Here is a 15,270-nt window from a genome sequence, read left to right on the forward strand (position 1 = left end):
TCGTTGAGCGAGCGAAGCGAGTCGAAACGCAACAACCGAACAGAACACGCCAGTGGAGGGCTCACGTTCGTGGTGCCGGGTCAGCTGAGCCGCACACCAAAGGGAGAGTCTACGGCATACGGATGCCGATTCCCAATCGCCTCACCACAGGAGCAGCAGCACTCCCCCGAGGTTGAAGAGCACGTGGGCGACGATTCCGGGGGCGAGCCGGCCGGTCGCCGCCACGAGGGCGCCCGCGCCCAGGCCGACGAGCAGGGGCGACAGCACGGCCGACGGCGGCACCGCACCCCCGTAGGGCACGGTGTGCAGCAGCACGAACGCGACGGTCGAGATCGCCACGGCGACGATGCCGCCCACCACCGGCCCGGCCCCGCGGGCGAGGGCCGCGCCGAGCGCGCGCTGCAGCGCACCGCGGAACAGCAGCTCTTCGCAGACCGGGGCGATCAGCACTGCGCCGACGATGGTGACGACGAGCACGGCCGTGCGGTCGTCGTCGGCGAAGGCCGACACGAGGCCGCCCACCGTGGGGAAGATCAGCTCCATCACGGCACGGGCGAGCAGGGCGACGAAGAAGCCGAGCGCGAGGTCGAGAGCGGTGACGCGCAGACCGAGTGCGCGTCGGATGCCGGGGCCGCCCAGCCGCGCGGCGACGAGCGCGCCGATGAGCAGGGGCCCGGCGACCACGACGATGTCGAGCAGCGCGCCGACGGCATCGGGCAGCGGGCCGAGCCCGGGCTTGAGCGTCGACCAGTTCAGCACGATCGCCGCATCGGCGACGAGGGCGACGACGACGACCAGCAGCGCCGCGCCGGGGCGCGACCACTCAGGTCGCCCGGCGACAGGCGAAGGCCCCGAGCCGGAGCCCGGGGCCTTCGTCATGAAAGCGATCCTGCGATCAGCGCTGCGCGGCGCGGCGACGGGCAGTCGCGGCGACGACGGCGAGGCCACCGAGGCCGAGAGCGCCGGCGCCGACCCAGAGGGCAGCGGTCGACAGCTCGCCACCGGTGGAGGGCAGCGTCGGGTCACCGGCGGCGGCCGCAGCAACCGACAGCGTGATGGTGTCGAGCACGGTGCCGGTGGCGGCGTCGGTCGCGGTCACCGTGTAGGTGCCGGCGGCCGAGGCGGTGAAGCTCGCCGACGCGACGTCGTTCGAGACCGGCTTGGTCACGCTGCTGCTCGACGTGGCCGTCGAGACGAGCGATGCGAGGCTCGCACCGGTCGAGGGCGACACCGTGAAGGTGACGTTGTTGATGACGAACGAGAAGTCGCCGATGTTGATGGTGATGGTGATCGTCTGGCCGATGCCGGGAGTGGTGTCGGTGACGGTGATCGCGTCTTCATCGATGGGGTACTGGTTGGCAGCGGAGGCGGCAGAGGCGCCACCGAACAGCAGAGCGCCGGCGACGACTGTCGCGGCAAGAGTCTTCTTCAGCATGGTTTCGGTCCTTCGGTCTCTACGTAGTCTCGATCTGAGTCACGGATTTCGGCGGACACCTGTCCCCCACCCACGCTCGAGACTAGCGAGACTGATGTGAATCCTCAAAATCAGCTGGGTTACCACTGTGTAACATCTCGGTGCCGTTCGACACGCCGTGTCATAAACCGGGTTGTCGGCTATCAGGCGAGAAAAGTGCCCCCGAGCAGCAGCCCGACACCGCTCACGTTGTAGACCACGTGGATGAGCACGGCCGTCCAGATGCGCCCGGTGAGCAGCACGGCGGCCCCCGCCGTGAGGCCCAGCACCGCCAGCGCGACGACCGTCGAGACGGCGCCGGGAGCCAGTGCCGCGTGCAGCACCACGAAGACGGCGGTGGTGACCAGCAGCGCCGTGAGGCCGGCGGTGAACCCGCCGAGCGCTCGACGCAGCATCGAGTAGGCGGCGACTAGCAGCACGCCGTGGAAGAAGAACTCTTCGATCAGCGGGGCGATCACGGCGGGAGCGAGTGCGTCGGTGAACCACCAGCCCGCGGGCAGCTGGCCATCGACACGCGTGAGCGCGGGAAAGGCGGCATCCGCGCCGGCCACCCATCCCTGCACCGCACGCACCGTCAGCCCGAGGCCCAGGCCCCACAGCAGATCGATCGCGCGAAAGCGCAGCAGCCCGACGGGGCGCGACCACACGAAGGCCACGATCACCGGGGCGAGCATGCCCAGCCACAGCAGCACCTGCGGCAGCAGCGTCAGCGTGGGCGCGAACTGCCGCGCCAGATCGCCGAGCACAACGCCGGCGCCTAGAGAGAGGAGTGCGATCGCCAGCAGCTTCTCGCGCCAGGGGCGCACCGTCGAACCGCCCAGCCGCCAGTCGTTGCGTCGCTCGCGGCGGTGCTCGCTGCGGTCGCGGCGGGGCGCGAGCTGCGTCTCGCTAGAGTGATCGGGCACCCGCCCACGTTACCCGGAGCACGCCATGGAACTGATGACCGTCTGCACCGGCAACATCTGCCGGTCGCCGCTGGCCGAGCTGCTGTTGGCGACGCGGCTGGGTGACCTGGGTGTCACGGTGCACAGTGCGGGGGTGCGCGGGCTGGATGCCGCCACGATGACCCCCGAGGCCATCGATCTCGCGCTCGAGCTGGGTGTGAGCGAAGCGGATGCCGACGCCCACCGCTCGCGCTACCTCACCGAGGCGATGCTCACGAGCCCCGATCTTCTGCTGGCGATGACGCGCGATCACCGACGCGAGATCGCCGAGCTCGCCCCCAGCCGGTTGCGCTCCACGTTCACCGTGCGCGAGTTCGCACGCCTGGCCGCCTCGCTCTCCGACGATGCGCTGGTGAGCGCGGCAGAGGCTGCGGGGCCCGACCCGTCGGCGCGCCTGCGCGCGGCCGCGGCGACCGTCGCCGGCATGCGCGGGCTCACCCCGTCGCCCGCCGACCCGGCCGACGACGACGTCATCGACCCCTACCGGCGCAGCTGGGAGACCTACCAGCTGTCGGCGCAGCAGTTGGTTCCCGCCCTCGCGCAGGTCGAGCGCGTCGTCCGCCTCGCCGCCGCCTGACCCGGCCGGCCGCCGCCGCCGCGAACCGCGTCGACCGTCACGTCGCGACGCCTCGCCCGGGCGCCGCGACGCCCTGTGGCACACTGGACACACCCGCGGCCGCGCGGTCCCGCCCCTTCTGAGAGGTAGCGCCCCCCGAGCATGGAGCTGAGCGACTACATCCGCGTTCTGCGGAAGAACTGGCTGCTGATCATCATCGCGACGCTGGTCGGCATCGGTGTCGCGGCGGCGTACTCGCTGACGCGCACCCCCGAATACGAGGCGTCGAGCACGGTCGCCGTGTCGACGCAGGGCAGCGGCTCGGTCGCCGAGCTGCAGCAGGGCTCGAGCTTCGCGCAGACCCGCATCAACACCTACGTCGGCCTCGTGAAGACGCCGATCGTGCTCAACCCGGTGATCGCCCAGCTCGACATGGGCGTGACCTCGACCGAGCTGGGCGCGCAGGTGTCGGCATCCGCAGCGCTCAACACCACGCTCATCACCATCACGGTCACCGACCCCGATCCGGTGAAGGCTGCCGAGCTGGCCAACGCCGTCGCGGCGAGCCTGTCTGAGGTCGTGCCGCAGATCGAGCCGACCGTTTCTGAGGGCGCGAGCCCGGTGCGCCTCACCCGCGTGTCCGACGCGCTGCCGCCACTGAAGCCCTCGAGCCCCAATGTGCCGCTCAACCTCGCGCTCGGCGCGCTCGTCGGCCTCGCGCTCGGCGTGGGTGGCGCGGTGCTGCGCACCGTGCTCGACACTCGCGTGCGCACCCCGCGCGATGTCGCCCAGGTGACCTCGGTGCCGCTGATCGGCGCGATCGCCTACGACGCGAAGGCCAAAGATCGGCCGCTCATCGTGCACGCCGACCCGCTCAGCCCCCGCGCCGAGTCGTTCCGGGCGCTGCGCACCAACCTGCAGTTCGTCGACATGGGTGGGCGGGCGAGCTTCGTCGTCACCAGCTCGGTGCCCAGCGAGGGCAAGTCGACGACCACCATCAACCTCGCGATCGCGCTGGCCGATGCCGGCAAGCGCGTGGCGCTGCTCGACACCGATCTGCGCAAGCCCAAGGTGGCCGAGTACCTCGGCATCGAGGGTGGCGTGGGCCTCACCGACGTGCTCATCGGGCGCGTGCGCGTGGGCGACGTGATGCTGCCGTGGGGTGGCCGCTCGCTCTATGTGCTGCCCGCCGGAAAGATTCCGCCGAACCCGAGCGAGCTGCTGGGTTCGCAGCAGATGCAGACGCTGCTCGAGGTGCTCGAGCGCGACTTCGACGTCGTGCTGTGCGACGCCCCGCCGCTGCTGCCCGTCACCGATGCCGCCATCCTTGCCAAGTCGACCAGTGGCGCGATCCTCGCGATCGCCGCCGGCCGCACCTCCCGCCACCAGCTGTCGGGCGCCGTCGAGGCGCTCGAGACGGTGGGCGCCAAGACCGCCGGCACCGTGCTCACCATGGTGCCCACCCGCGGCCCCGACGCCTACTACCACCAGTACGGCGGCTACGGGTATGGCTACGGCTACCGCGAAGACCCCAAGGCCGCCGCCAAGGCTGCCAAGGTCGCCGCCAAGGCGCAGAAGAAGGCGAAGGATGCCGGCGAGGTGCCGCCGCCGGCGCCGGTCGTGGCTCCCGAGCCCTCGCTTCCCTCCGCCGCGCGCCGCACCTTCACGGTGACGGGTGCGACGCAGACGCCCAAGCCGTCGACGCCTCCCGCCGCCGCGCCCGCCGCGGCACCGGCGACGCCGCGCGAGTCCGGCAACCACCCGGGCTTCGCGCCGGAAGACGCCGCGCGCCCGGCACCGGCGGCGCGGCCCGCCGCGGCTCCGCGCACGCCGCAGGACGACTTCGATTCGCTGCTGGCCGGCGAGCCGCTCTCCGATCCCGATTCGACCACGCGTCGCCGCCCCTGACGCCCCGTGTCTCGTCCGTTCTCCGCCCGCAGCCGGGGTGCGCGGATCGTGGCGATCGTCGCCGTGGTCGCGCTCACCGCGGTGGTCGGTGTGCTCTCGGCGCTCGCGCTACAGAGCACCCGCGGCGGCGAGGTGGCCGGCGAGACGATGACCCCGGCACCGACGTTCACCTTCGGTGACCGCGAGACCCCGTCCCCCACCCCCACGCCCACCGCCGCCGCGTCACACACCGATGAGCGCTTCCTCGCCGTCGCCGGCGACACGCTGTGGCGCGCGACGGCGGGGGCGTGCGGCGTGGCAGCCCCCACTGTCGAGATTTCGACCGATGCCGGTGAGACGTGGCGCGACGTCACGCCCACTGCGGTCGGCGCCGCGCAGGTGCTCGGCGTCGCGACCTTCAGCGAGGGCAACGGCGAGGTGCTCGCTGCTCTCGGCGATGCGTGCGAACCGGCGGCGCTGCGCACCTACACCGACGGGCGCGACTGGGAGGCCTACACCTCGGTACTGGCCGAGGCCACCTACCTCTCCCCCGCCGACGGTGTCACCGTCGTGCGCCCGGATGCCGACGCCACGGCGCCCTGCGACGCCGCCACGAACGTGCGCACCAGTCGCGGCGTGATCGGACTGATCTGCGACGGCGCCGCGATGCTCCTCCCGGCCGGCACCGCGGGCACGGCCGCAAGCGACTGGATCGCGGTCGCGCCCCAGGGTGCGATCGCCCTCGACGCGCTCGGCGGCACCCTCGTGGTGGCGCACACCGACGAGGCATGCGCCGACGGCGTCGCCGTCACCCGCTTCACCGGCACCACGGGCTCGCTCCTCGGGTGCATCTCCGACGTCGACCCCGCCGCCCCCGCTGCGATCTCGATGCTCGACGACGACCTGGTGCTCTGGAGCGGCGACAGCCTGCTCACCCTCGACTGACTCACCCCCGTCGCCCCCACTTTCCCGCATCCGCAATCGGGACCGCTCTCATCAACTTTTCAGCCATGTGGTCTGACCACAGAGGTAGAATCAGAACATGGATGAGATCGGGGGGTCGACCGAGGGACGCGGCATGAGCCGCCGCACCCTGCTCTCCGCGGCCGCCTGGGCGACGCCGGTGATCGTGCTCGCGACCGCACTCCCGGCTGCCGCGGCCAGTGCACCGCCGAGAGACCCTCTCGAGGTGCTCGGCGGCACGCTCTCGTGGAACGGGTCGGCCGGACCCACGTGGGTCTACACCAAGGCCGTCGTGTCGGGCATGAGTATGCCCGCAGGCACCCAGTACTCCGCCGGCGACATCCGCATCTCCGTCTCGGCACCCTCCGGCTCGCAGATCACGAGGGTGGCAACATACCCCGGTAACGACGACAAAAACTCGTGGATGCAGGTGCCCGCCACGCTGCCTGCGGGCGCGACCACGGTCTCCTTCCTGAACCAGCTGCCCGTGCTAGCTCAGACGGTCGTGCCGTTCACCGCGTTCGAGGTTTCACTCACCGGCCCCGGCACTCCTTCCGTGCTCGCCGCGCCATCGGGCATCGCGCTCCCGCTCAGCTGAGCCGGCACGCTATGCGCGCCCCCGGCGTACACTCGCGACCACAGCCCCGTCGTCGCGGCGCCACCCTCTCGTTTCAGGAGACTCCGATCGCCGCGACCCCCCGTTCCCCCGCTCGCACCCTCGCCCGCGACCCGCGCGCATGGCTGGCGCTCTATCTCGGCGCCCTCGCGCTCATCGCACTCTGGCCGACGCCGGTCGATCAGGGCGCCGGCCCGCTGCTGCAAGCGATCGCACGCGTCGCCCCCGCGCTGACCTATGAACGTGTCGAGTTCGCCGCGAACATCGCCTTGTTCGTCCCCTTCGGCCTGCTGCTCGCGCTCATCATGCGGTCGCGTCGATGGCTGGCGCTCCCGATCGCCGTCGCGACCACAGTGCTGGTTGAACTCGCACAGGGCCTCCTCCCCCAGCGCACCCCGAGTGTGTTCGACGTGATCGCCAACACCGCCGGCGCCTGTCTTGGCATCGTCGTCGCGACGGTGCTCGACTCGCGCCGACGGCGACAAGCGCAGACACCGGTTGCGGACGCGGAGAATTTTTCTCTCCCTGAACCGCCAAGACCTCAAGAGGCAACGACTCCTACGCCTCACGCGGTCACGCAGTGAGTCGACACACAGCGTGACGCGGTTCGACCGCCCGCTACCCTGAGAGAGCCCCCTTCGAGAAAACTTCTATGTCGCATCACGAAACCTCCCCGTCGCACGAGCTTGATACAGTCACGCCCGTCGGTTCGGAAGACGCGAGGAGTGACGCGATGAGCACGGAGGCCGCAGTTTCACCCGCGACGACGAGTGCACCTACTGCTTCCGAGTCGGAGCTGACGACGGAATCCGGCCGCGTCCTTTTGCCGCCCAAGCGCGACGCGTGGCGTGCACGCTACGCCCGCATGCTTCGCATCACCGACCTGCTCGTGCTGGTGTGGGTGGTCTACGGCACGCAGATCATCTGGTTCGGCCTCGGCCGCGTCGATGTCGCCGTGCGCGAAGACAGCCGCCTCAATGAGTTCTCCTACTGGCTGTTCTCCGCGTTTCTCGTCATCGTGTGGATGCTGGCGCTCGCCCTGGCCGATTCCCGGAGCGACCGCGTCATCGGCACCGGGGCAACCGAGTACGCGCGCCTCGCAGGCGCCAGCCTGGGTGTGTTCGGCGCAATCGCGATCATCGCCTTCCTCACGCGCGTCGATGTCGCCCGCGGTTATCTGCTCATCTCGTTGCCGGCGGGCATCTTCTTCCTTCTCCTCACCCGCTGGCTGTGGCGCCAGTGGCTGGTTGCCCAACGGCAGGCAGGTCGTTACTCCGCCAACGTCCTGCTCGTCGGCTCTCGCCAGTCAGTTGCCCAGGTCGCCCGCGACCTGCAGCGCAGCGCCAGCGCCGGATACCGTGTCGTCGGCGCCTGCGTCCCCCATGGCAAAGTGGCCGATGTGCTCGAGGGCACCGGCATCCCGATTATGGGGAACGTCGATTCAATCGACCGCGCGCTTGCGGTCACGGGCGCTGACACCGTGGTTGTTACGAGCACCGACGATCTCCCCACCGACAAGGTGAAGCAAATTTCCTGGAGTCTTGAGGCCGGCCGCCAGCACCTGGTGCTCGCCCCCTCCATCACCGACATTGCCGGCCCACGCATCCATACTCGGCCAGTCGCCGGACTGCCACTGATCCATGTCGAGACACCGAACTTTAGCGCTGGGCAACGGCTGCTCAAGCGGACCATGGACCTCTCCATTTCCCTCGTGGGAGTAGTCGCGATCAGCCCTGTCCTGTTAACTCTTGCGCTCGTCGTTAAGCTATCCAGCCCCGGGCCAGTAATCTTCCGCCAGACCCGCGTCGGCTATCACGGTCAAGAGTTCCAAATGCTGAAGTTCCGCTCGATGGTTGTCGACGCTGAGGACCGTTTGGACGAGCTGAAGGCAAGCCGCCGTCAGGATGTCGGCAATAGGGTTCTCTTCAAAATGGCGGAGGACCCACGCGTGACGCGAGCAGGACGAATCATGCGCCGGTTCAGCCTCGATGAGCTTCCTCAATTGTTCAACGTGATAGGTGGATCTATGTCCTTAGTGGGCCCGCGTCCGCCGTTGCGTAGCGAGGTCGCGGCGTACGAGGCGCACGTGCATCGAAGGTTCCTCGCAAAACCCGGGGTAACTGGAGCATGGCAGGTCGGCGGGCGCTCCACACTGTCCTGGGAGGATTCGGTGCGGCTCGACCTTGGCTATGTCGAGAACTGGTCCTTGGTCGGCGATCTGATGATATTGGCCCGCACCCTCCGCGCAATTGTGGGGCCTCAGCGCACTGCTTTCTAGCACTGCGGAAGAACCTGACTTGGCAACGGCGGGCGGGGGGAGAGAGACCGATGGCTGATGTTTCAGTGGACCCGCCCGCCACGCCGGATGGTTGCCACGGTCCTTGGCCGATGCGTGAGGGATTGACAGTCGTTACTTTCGCGGCGTAGAACGAGCTGGGTTGGCCTCGAAGCCATTCCGGAATGCGCGACTAGTGTCGCGGTCCCGACCGCGATGCGAGCAAGCAGAAGGACGCGGGTCGACCCGACCGCGGTACGGCACCGGGGGTCCCGCTACGCGCGGAACCGGCGCTGCGTCACCGCCTTCGCTCCCGTATCCACCAGTGCTTGGTGATCTCAGGTGGCGTTGAGAATCACGCAGGCGCAACGCGGTGATATGCGAGAGCCCCCGCCAACACAGTGGCCGCGCGTGAGCGCCTTCCACCACCGATGATCGGCTGCCACCGGCCGTTCCGTATCGTGTCCCCTAGACGACGAGACTGACGTTAGGCACATCAGCCAACGACTGGCGGTATACCCCTTCGAGCTTGTGATAGCCGGCCTCCACCATCACGACCCGCTTACCGAGGATCGCGGCTGGCAACGCGATGTGCAACCGATCCGAAACCACCGTCGTCGCGCGCGAGATAATCGACCGGTACTCGTTAAACGTCGCGAACTCCGTCGCGCTAATGTCCACTTCTCGCGTTATCGGTTCGATCAGCGCATACCCCGACTGTTCTGCTCGCGCGAGCAACTTCTGGGCCGAGCGGTGAAGTCGCGTTCGAAACAGCAAGCGCGCGAGTCGCGTTCGCATACCCCGCGGCAGCGAAAAAAAGACTCGGCGCGCGAGGCCCTTCCACCAAACTCGCTGCACGGGCGCTGGAGAAGGCTCCGCGTCGAGACTCCCTGCTTCGACGTCGGTCCTCGCCCCGACCAATAGGAGCGGCCGCTTCGCAAAGCGACGCGGTGTCGACTCGAACAGATCAACTACGAACCGATGACCCGACGCAACGACGTCGTGATCCAGCAACAGACGTACACCGACAGACTCCAAGTCCTCTGCCCATCGACTTCTCATCAAGTCGAACGAGTACTGCTCTCGAAAGACCCAGAGGGTGGATGCGCGGCGCCCGCGGAAGATGAAGGCCGGTGATACGTTGTCGAACTTAGCGGACGAGGGGAAGATCACGATGGGCACATCTTCTAGTCCGATCAAACGTTCCGCGAGAATTTTCGGGAACTGATAGATCTCGAGCAGCGCGCCGTTTGGCGGGACGATGACAATCTCAGCTTGGTCTCTGCCTACGCGCTCGATCCGAAGCTCGGCAAGCAACTTGTCGAACACCCAGTGCATCAGGGCATCACCGTTGTTCCCAAGGGTTATGCCCTCGCGATCCGTCATGCTCACGACATACGCATTCTTCCCGCGGGCGTGATCCAGAGCCGCAAAGAGCGTCTCTGTCGTCGGCCAGTTCTTCAGGTTGGTTGCAGTCATGCCGTCGCCACTCTCCAGATCATCATCGTCACAGCCTTGACAAATACCGCGTCGACACCGCTAGCAGCGAAAACTCGCGCACGGCATATGCTCGCGCATTAGTAGACATACGCGTCCAAACCTCAGCATCTGCGGCTAAGCATCTGAGCGCAGCGACAAGAGACGCATCGTCCCCGACCACGAACCCTGCCGCGCTGTCCTCGACAATCTCGCCCATCGCTCCCGCGTTGCTTACCACGACTGGTAGCGCGCTGAACATCGCCTCGCTTAGGGCCCCCGGCAGGCCCTCGGCTTTTGATGGAAGCACAAATGCGTCCAATTCTCGCATGTACTCTGCTGACACGTCGCTCACGAAGCCAAGGAGGGTCACCCTCGACGTCAAATTTAGGGAGGCTAACAGTCCTTCAAAGAATATCTTGTACTCGTCATCGACGTAGGGCCCGATAAACACCGACTCGACGTCGACGCCGTCGTCAAGGAGCCCCTTCATTGCGATGAGAACCCTGTGCGGCTGCTTAACCGGTCCGAGTTTCCCACAGAAGAGAAGGCGAAATGGCCTCGCATCCCGCACGCGCCGATCGACCGCAAACTCGTCCGATACAGGGTTACCAATCCGAACGATTCGACCGTCCTCTACGCCGTATAGCCTAGCCTCCGCTGCAATTCCATCACTCAAGGCGAAAACGGTATGCGCGCGCCTCAGAACTCTCCGGGCGATGGCCACCTTGAGATTTCGAAAGCCCCCATTAGCCAGATTGAGATCACCGGCCTCGAGCACCGGCAGGATCAACAGTTTCGCCTTGCGATCTGCAAAAAGGGCGGGGAGCAGATTGAGCAGATATGCGCCGTGGAGGTGAATGTAGTCATAGCGACCTCGTCTCAGACTGAGGACGCACGCGACCCGTAATGCCCACACCATCTGAGAGACGAGCCCAAGTGTGCGGGCTATCAGCATCCGGTCGGCGCGCGTGGCCCAAGGCTCGCTCCTCGATGACGTATCTCTGGCGCGATAGAGCAGATCAATCTGAACACCGTCCGCACGCCCGAGAGTGCCGAACAGGCGATTTTGCAGCACGACAGGACCTGAGTAAGCCTCGCTGGTCCCCCAAGGAGATGCCACTAGAAGTCGTAGGACTCGTGTGGAACTGGAGCCATCCGATGTCAATCTCTTCTCCAACTCGCGAAGCGCCATTTTGCCCGTCGACCAAGCGCGCGCAGCCGCTGACTAAGTGGCAGCCGGGGCAGATTGTCCAGCACCACCGGCTTGCGCCCTCCGAACCACGCGTAGACCTCGCGCCGCGTCACGTTCATGCCTTTCGCAGATGCGAAGGCAGAACCACTCTTGCCACCAAAGTGATGAAGATACTCCTCGTGCTCGTAGAAGCCAGCAACCCGACAGCCACTATTTAGGAGCTGAGCCTGCTGCTTTGTTACCGACCACCACCACTGGTGACCCTCATCCAGCGGATACTCGCGGTAGAGATCCGCGTCAACCAAAAGGCAGTATCCGTCTACTCTAAGCGGATCCTGGGCAATACCGTATGCTGTTGCCCCCCTTCTGTGGTTCTCGACCAGGCGATCGAGCCAGGCTGCATTCTTCACCTCTACGTCACTATTCAGAAGCAAAAAGTGACTGGCATCTTCGCTCGCCAACGAGGCGGCCAGATTGTTGCCGCCCGCAAACAGAGTGTTGGTCTCGGAGAAATGGAGTTTGTCGATCAATCCCTCTGAATGCAAACTACGAAGCAGACGCCGCGTCTCCTCGCCCGAGGCATTGTCCAAGACGATTACCTCGTGCGGAGGACTGTTCGTCATCTCATTTAGGCTCCGGATCGTAATCTCAACGTACTCGGGTGCGTTGTGGACCAGAATCAAGATGCCGATAAAGATTTGAGGGCTATTCATGCGTGCTCCCGAATATCGGTTCGGACGGGCGGTGGGGGCGGCGCGAGACCCTGACCGCAAAGATGATCCATACGGAAGCGAACAGGAGAGCAGCACCGAAAATCCAGGCGGAGACACCACCCGGTAGGAGCACACCTACCGTGAGGAGTCCGGTCGCCAGAGTGACGCACACGGATAAGGTCAACAGACTGGGCCAACCTGAGTCGCGCAGGACGATACACAGCCGGACAAGACCAAAGCACAACCGCCACGCAGTAAGAATCACGGCGAATGCCTCGAGCCCGACGATCGCCAGCGACGCCGCGATGACAGCCGACGCGACCGTCTCTACGAGGTTGAAGGCTGTGCTTTGCCACCACTGACGGTTGGACTGCTGGAAGCCCTCGATAATGGGCGCCATTAGCCGTGTTGGCAGACTCGCGAGCATAATGAGTGCGATGGGCACTGCCGGACGCCACTCCATGGGCAGGAAGTCCTGGAACGCGATAGAGGCGAACGCGACAACCGCTACGACGATCGAAACGCCAGCAGCAATGACGTGGCACAGATCGGTGGCGAGCCTTAAGCGCGCGCGCCCTCGCGTTTCCCCGAAAGTCGCAAGTGAAATTCTCGCCAAGGGAACCGCGAGCAACCCGGAGAGCCCGAGAGATACCTGAAAGCTCAGATAGTAAATGCCAAGAGTAGAATCATCGGTAACAAACTGAGCAACAAAGAATCCTATCTGAAGCGGGAGCGATACGGCCAGAGAGTTTATCGCCCACGAGAATCGCTCTCGACCCGATGCTCGAGCTATATCTCCACCGTCGATCGCCAACGCTGCCCTTCTCACCCGCCGCAAGCTCGGGATGAGTATCAAGTAGTACGCAAGCGTGGGGATGGCTAACGCGAGCGCGCTCCCGGTGACGGCAGCGAGTGCGATGCCAATGCCGAGTTTCAGGGTAGCGGCGAGCGCCTGAGAAACGACGAGCGATGAGTACGCTCGCGCTTTGACTCCGGCGGCGTAGAGGACCTCAGACTCACCTTGGAAAGGAATGCTCAGCGCCAGGATCACAGCTAGGATTCCGCTCTCCAGCCCGCTCAAAACACCGATGACCCCGGCCAAGACAAGCGCGGCAAGCGTCAGTAGAAAGTTCTGCCGTCGCGTCGCGCGAATCACTCGCTTCAAGGTCGATGCCCCCGCGAGGTAGCCATTTACCTCGCCGAAGTTCGTGATGCTCGTGAGGAAGGTCAGCGATGCCAGCACCGCCGCCCAGACGCCGAACTCGCTCGGCGCAAGCCATATGACCAACACAAACTGCGAAGCAGCCGACGCTGCCCGCACCGCCGCGGTTCCAATTGATAGCGCCGCCGCGCCGCGCAATATCCCACCGGCGTCGCTGGCGCGGTGAGCCGGCTCGCCTGCTCTACTTAGCTCAGCCATGCTGATGTGAGCCCCCCGTGGACAATTGTTGCCTAGGGCGCCCTTCGGGACCGGGCTCGAGTCGACGATCGGTGCCAGACAGACCGATCATTACGAGTGACAACAAGAACAGCGGAAAGCCGCGGTTCTCAGTGGGGAAGCCGTTGGCCAACGTCGCGAGGACGAGTATGCCACTGACGCATAGGAAGGTTGGTCGAGCGAGGGCGAATACTCTGACTTCCCTTCGCGCGACGTTCAGCGCCGCGAACACCAAAATACAGGCAATGCAGAGGATCGCGGATCCCACGACACCGAACTTCGCCAACACGACCAAGGGCGTGTCCAATGTGAATCCCCCGTCGGCTGTCGAGCCAGACCGGACGGAGGGGAAGTACTCTCCAAGCCCGCGCCCAATAACGGGGCTCTGCGACCAAATCTCAGCGGTCCACGCGTACGCATTGAGGCGATCAACTACGGAGCCATCGCTCGAAACGACGCTCCACCCGTTCTCGAGAACTCTGTCGAAGAAATCAAGTCGGCGAGCCGCGATCCCGCCGCCGATCGCCTGCGACACAGAAAGAACCGCAAAAAACGCGAGGGTTGCGCTGATCATGATCCCGAGAAATCTGGCCATCCGTGAGAGGTACCCGCCCGACGCGAGGAGGGCCGCGCAAGCAATCGCGATGCACGCGAATATTGCTGGCTGACGGCCTCCCGTACTGACCATGACACCCAAAAGCGCGAGGCCTGTGATCAACCACCGAATACCGCCCTTAGCCCCGTTGAAGTACATCGTGAGGCACAGCGCCACTCCGGTGAATACCGGGAACGACGATGCGAGGCCAAGCTGTTCAAAGCCCAGCTCGGCACCGCCCCTCCGCCCCAGCCAAGTAAACATGGCAATTAGTGCGGCTGCCCCCGAAGCACCAACCGAAAGCGACCAGATCTGCGCTCGGCTGAGAGTCAATCCGGCTTCCGCCCCCACCGCAATGCACACAGGTATCAAGAAGTAGCCGATCGCGTCACGAACCCAGCTATCGAACGTAGCTTGACCATATCCAAGCTGAGCAAGAGAACCCAGCGGGACCGTAGCCGAGAGTACCGTGGCAGCCCGAAGTAGTCCGAGAGCACGTTGAGTGGCCGGCGTCGATCCCCGCTCGATAATCGACAGCTGATGATAGGAGTAGATGCCGAGGACGCCAGAAACAGTTACAAATCCAATGCTTACGCCGTTTGGCAGGTTGGCATTCTGGAATACAAACAGACTTCCGAATAGTACAAATGTTGGCCGCAACAACGCTGGCCGGATTGCCCACGCAAGGATCGTGAGAATTGCCCCGGCCAACGCGATCCAGGCATTGAGCATCGCTGCGCCTAGCGCGGAAACCACGACCCCTAGCAGCACAACAACGAGAGTCTCCCCGCGTCGTTGACGAGCCATCTCCGACTGTTCCATTTATTTAGCACCGCTCACGAGCGACCTAACTCGACGGAGGTGTTCCTCTCGCGAATCCTCAGGAATTCGAAAACGAACATGTCGGGCGGGGTTGCCGGCGACGATCGAGAACGCCGCGACGTCGCGAGTCACGACGCTTCCTGCGGCGACAATCGCGCCATCGCCGATGGTGACTCCACCAAGAACTACAGCGCTGGCGCCGATCCAGACGTCGCTACCAATTTCGACTCGATCCTCCGGCTCGGGACCACGATCGCCAACCCACTCCGACAGCGCCATGGGTACACCCAACTCATCGATCGCGTGATCCATTCGA

At 65.5% G+C, this 15,270-nt stretch carries 14 protein-coding genes and 1 pseudogene; 6 read left to right on the plus strand and 9 right to left on the minus strand.

Going from position 1 to position 15,270, the window contains the following annotated elements; all coding sequences use genetic code 11:
- Positions 1 to 141: 141 nt before the first annotated feature.
- The 3 genes from N3K63_RS01830 to N3K63_RS01840 form a co-directional block, all read right to left on the minus strand.
- Positions 142 to 879 carry a CPBP family intramembrane glutamic endopeptidase gene (locus N3K63_RS01830; RefSeq protein WP_261578256.1) on the minus strand — a complete coding sequence of 246 codons (738 nt, stop codon included), beginning with the start codon at positions 877 to 879 and terminating at the stop codon, positions 142 to 144.
- 16 nt (positions 880 to 895) lie between these two features.
- Entirely contained in the window at positions 896 to 1,435 is a 540-nt protein-coding gene (locus N3K63_RS01835) for an LPXTG cell wall anchor domain-containing protein (protein WP_261578257.1), read from the minus strand.
- A gap of 182 nt (positions 1,436 to 1,617) precedes the next feature.
- Entirely contained in the window at positions 1,618 to 2,379 is a 762-nt protein-coding gene (locus N3K63_RS01840; protein ID WP_261578258.1) for a CPBP family intramembrane glutamic endopeptidase, read from the minus strand.
- Positions 2,380 to 2,404: 25 nt separating this feature from the next.
- Between N3K63_RS01840 and N3K63_RS01845 the strand changes: the two genes are divergently transcribed.
- The 6 genes from N3K63_RS01845 to N3K63_RS01870 all read left to right on the plus strand — a co-directional run bounded on the left by N3K63_RS01845 (position 2,405) and on the right by N3K63_RS01870 (position 8,718).
- On the plus strand, positions 2,405 to 2,995 hold the full coding sequence (locus N3K63_RS01845; protein ID WP_261578259.1) for an arsenate reductase/protein-tyrosine-phosphatase family protein: 591 nt from the start codon (positions 2,405 to 2,407) through the stop codon (positions 2,993 to 2,995).
- 141 nt (positions 2,996 to 3,136) lie between these two features.
- The gene (locus N3K63_RS01850; protein WP_261578260.1) at positions 3,137 to 4,882 is read left to right on the plus strand and encodes a polysaccharide biosynthesis tyrosine autokinase; all 1,746 of its coding nucleotides are present in this window, start codon (positions 3,137 to 3,139) and stop codon (positions 4,880 to 4,882) included.
- 48 nt (positions 4,883 to 4,930) lie between these two features.
- The gene (locus tag N3K63_RS01855; RefSeq protein ID WP_261578261.1) at positions 4,931 to 5,806 is read left to right on the plus strand and encodes a hypothetical protein; all 876 of its coding nucleotides are present in this window, start codon (positions 4,931 to 4,933) and stop codon (positions 5,804 to 5,806) included.
- A gap of 97 nt (positions 5,807 to 5,903) precedes the next feature.
- Entirely contained in the window at positions 5,904 to 6,422 is a 519-nt protein-coding gene (locus N3K63_RS01860) for a hypothetical protein (protein WP_261578262.1), read from the plus strand.
- A gap of 11 nt (positions 6,423 to 6,433) precedes the next feature.
- Positions 6,434 to 7,024 carry a VanZ family protein gene (locus N3K63_RS01865; protein ID WP_261578263.1) on the plus strand — a complete coding sequence of 197 codons (591 nt, stop codon included), beginning with the start codon at positions 6,434 to 6,436 and terminating at the stop codon, positions 7,022 to 7,024.
- Positions 7,025 to 7,173: 149 nt separating this feature from the next.
- Positions 7,174 to 8,718 carry a sugar transferase gene (locus N3K63_RS01870; RefSeq protein ID WP_261578264.1) on the plus strand — a complete coding sequence of 515 codons (1,545 nt, stop codon included), beginning with the start codon at positions 7,174 to 7,176 and terminating at the stop codon, positions 8,716 to 8,718.
- A gap of 465 nt (positions 8,719 to 9,183) precedes the next feature.
- Here N3K63_RS01870 and N3K63_RS01875 read toward each other — a convergent pair whose 3' ends face one another.
- The 6 genes and pseudogenes from N3K63_RS01875 to N3K63_RS15210 all read right to left on the minus strand — a co-directional run.
- Complete coding sequence (locus N3K63_RS01875; protein ID WP_261578265.1) at positions 9,184 to 10,194, minus strand: hypothetical protein; 1,011 nt, start codon at positions 10,192 to 10,194, stop codon at positions 9,184 to 9,186.
- A 28-nt stretch (positions 10,195 to 10,222) separates the two neighbouring features.
- Positions 10,223 to 11,386, minus strand: coding sequence for a glycosyltransferase family 4 protein (locus N3K63_RS01880; protein ID WP_261578266.1), 1,164 nt, complete (start codon positions 11,384 to 11,386; stop codon positions 10,223 to 10,225).
- On the minus strand, positions 11,356 to 12,099 hold the full coding sequence (locus N3K63_RS01885; RefSeq protein WP_261578267.1) for a glycosyltransferase family 2 protein: 744 nt from the start codon (positions 12,097 to 12,099) through the stop codon (positions 11,356 to 11,358). Before N3K63_RS01885 ends, N3K63_RS01880 begins: the two co-directional genes overlap by 31 nt.
- A complete protein-coding gene (locus tag N3K63_RS01890; RefSeq protein ID WP_261578268.1) occupies positions 12,092 to 13,519 on the minus strand; it encodes a hypothetical protein in 1,428 nt (475 codons plus the stop codon). The genes N3K63_RS01885 and N3K63_RS01890 overlap by 8 nt, the downstream gene beginning before the upstream one ends.
- Entirely contained in the window at positions 13,512 to 14,864 is a 1,353-nt protein-coding gene (locus N3K63_RS01895; RefSeq protein WP_261578269.1) for a hypothetical protein, read from the minus strand. The genes N3K63_RS01890 and N3K63_RS01895 overlap by 8 nt, the downstream gene beginning before the upstream one ends.
- Positions 14,865 to 15,041: 177 nt before the next feature.
- Positions 15,042 to 15,176 (minus strand): annotated as a pseudogene (locus N3K63_RS15210) (DapH/DapD/GlmU-related protein); the annotation flags it as partial.
- Positions 15,177 to 15,270 lie beyond the last annotated feature (94 nt).

It is taken from the genome of Microbacterium festucae (genome assembly GCF_025421715.1).
In the GTDB taxonomy this organism is placed as follows: domain Bacteria; phylum Actinomycetota; class Actinomycetes; order Actinomycetales; family Microbacteriaceae; genus Microbacterium; species Microbacterium festucae.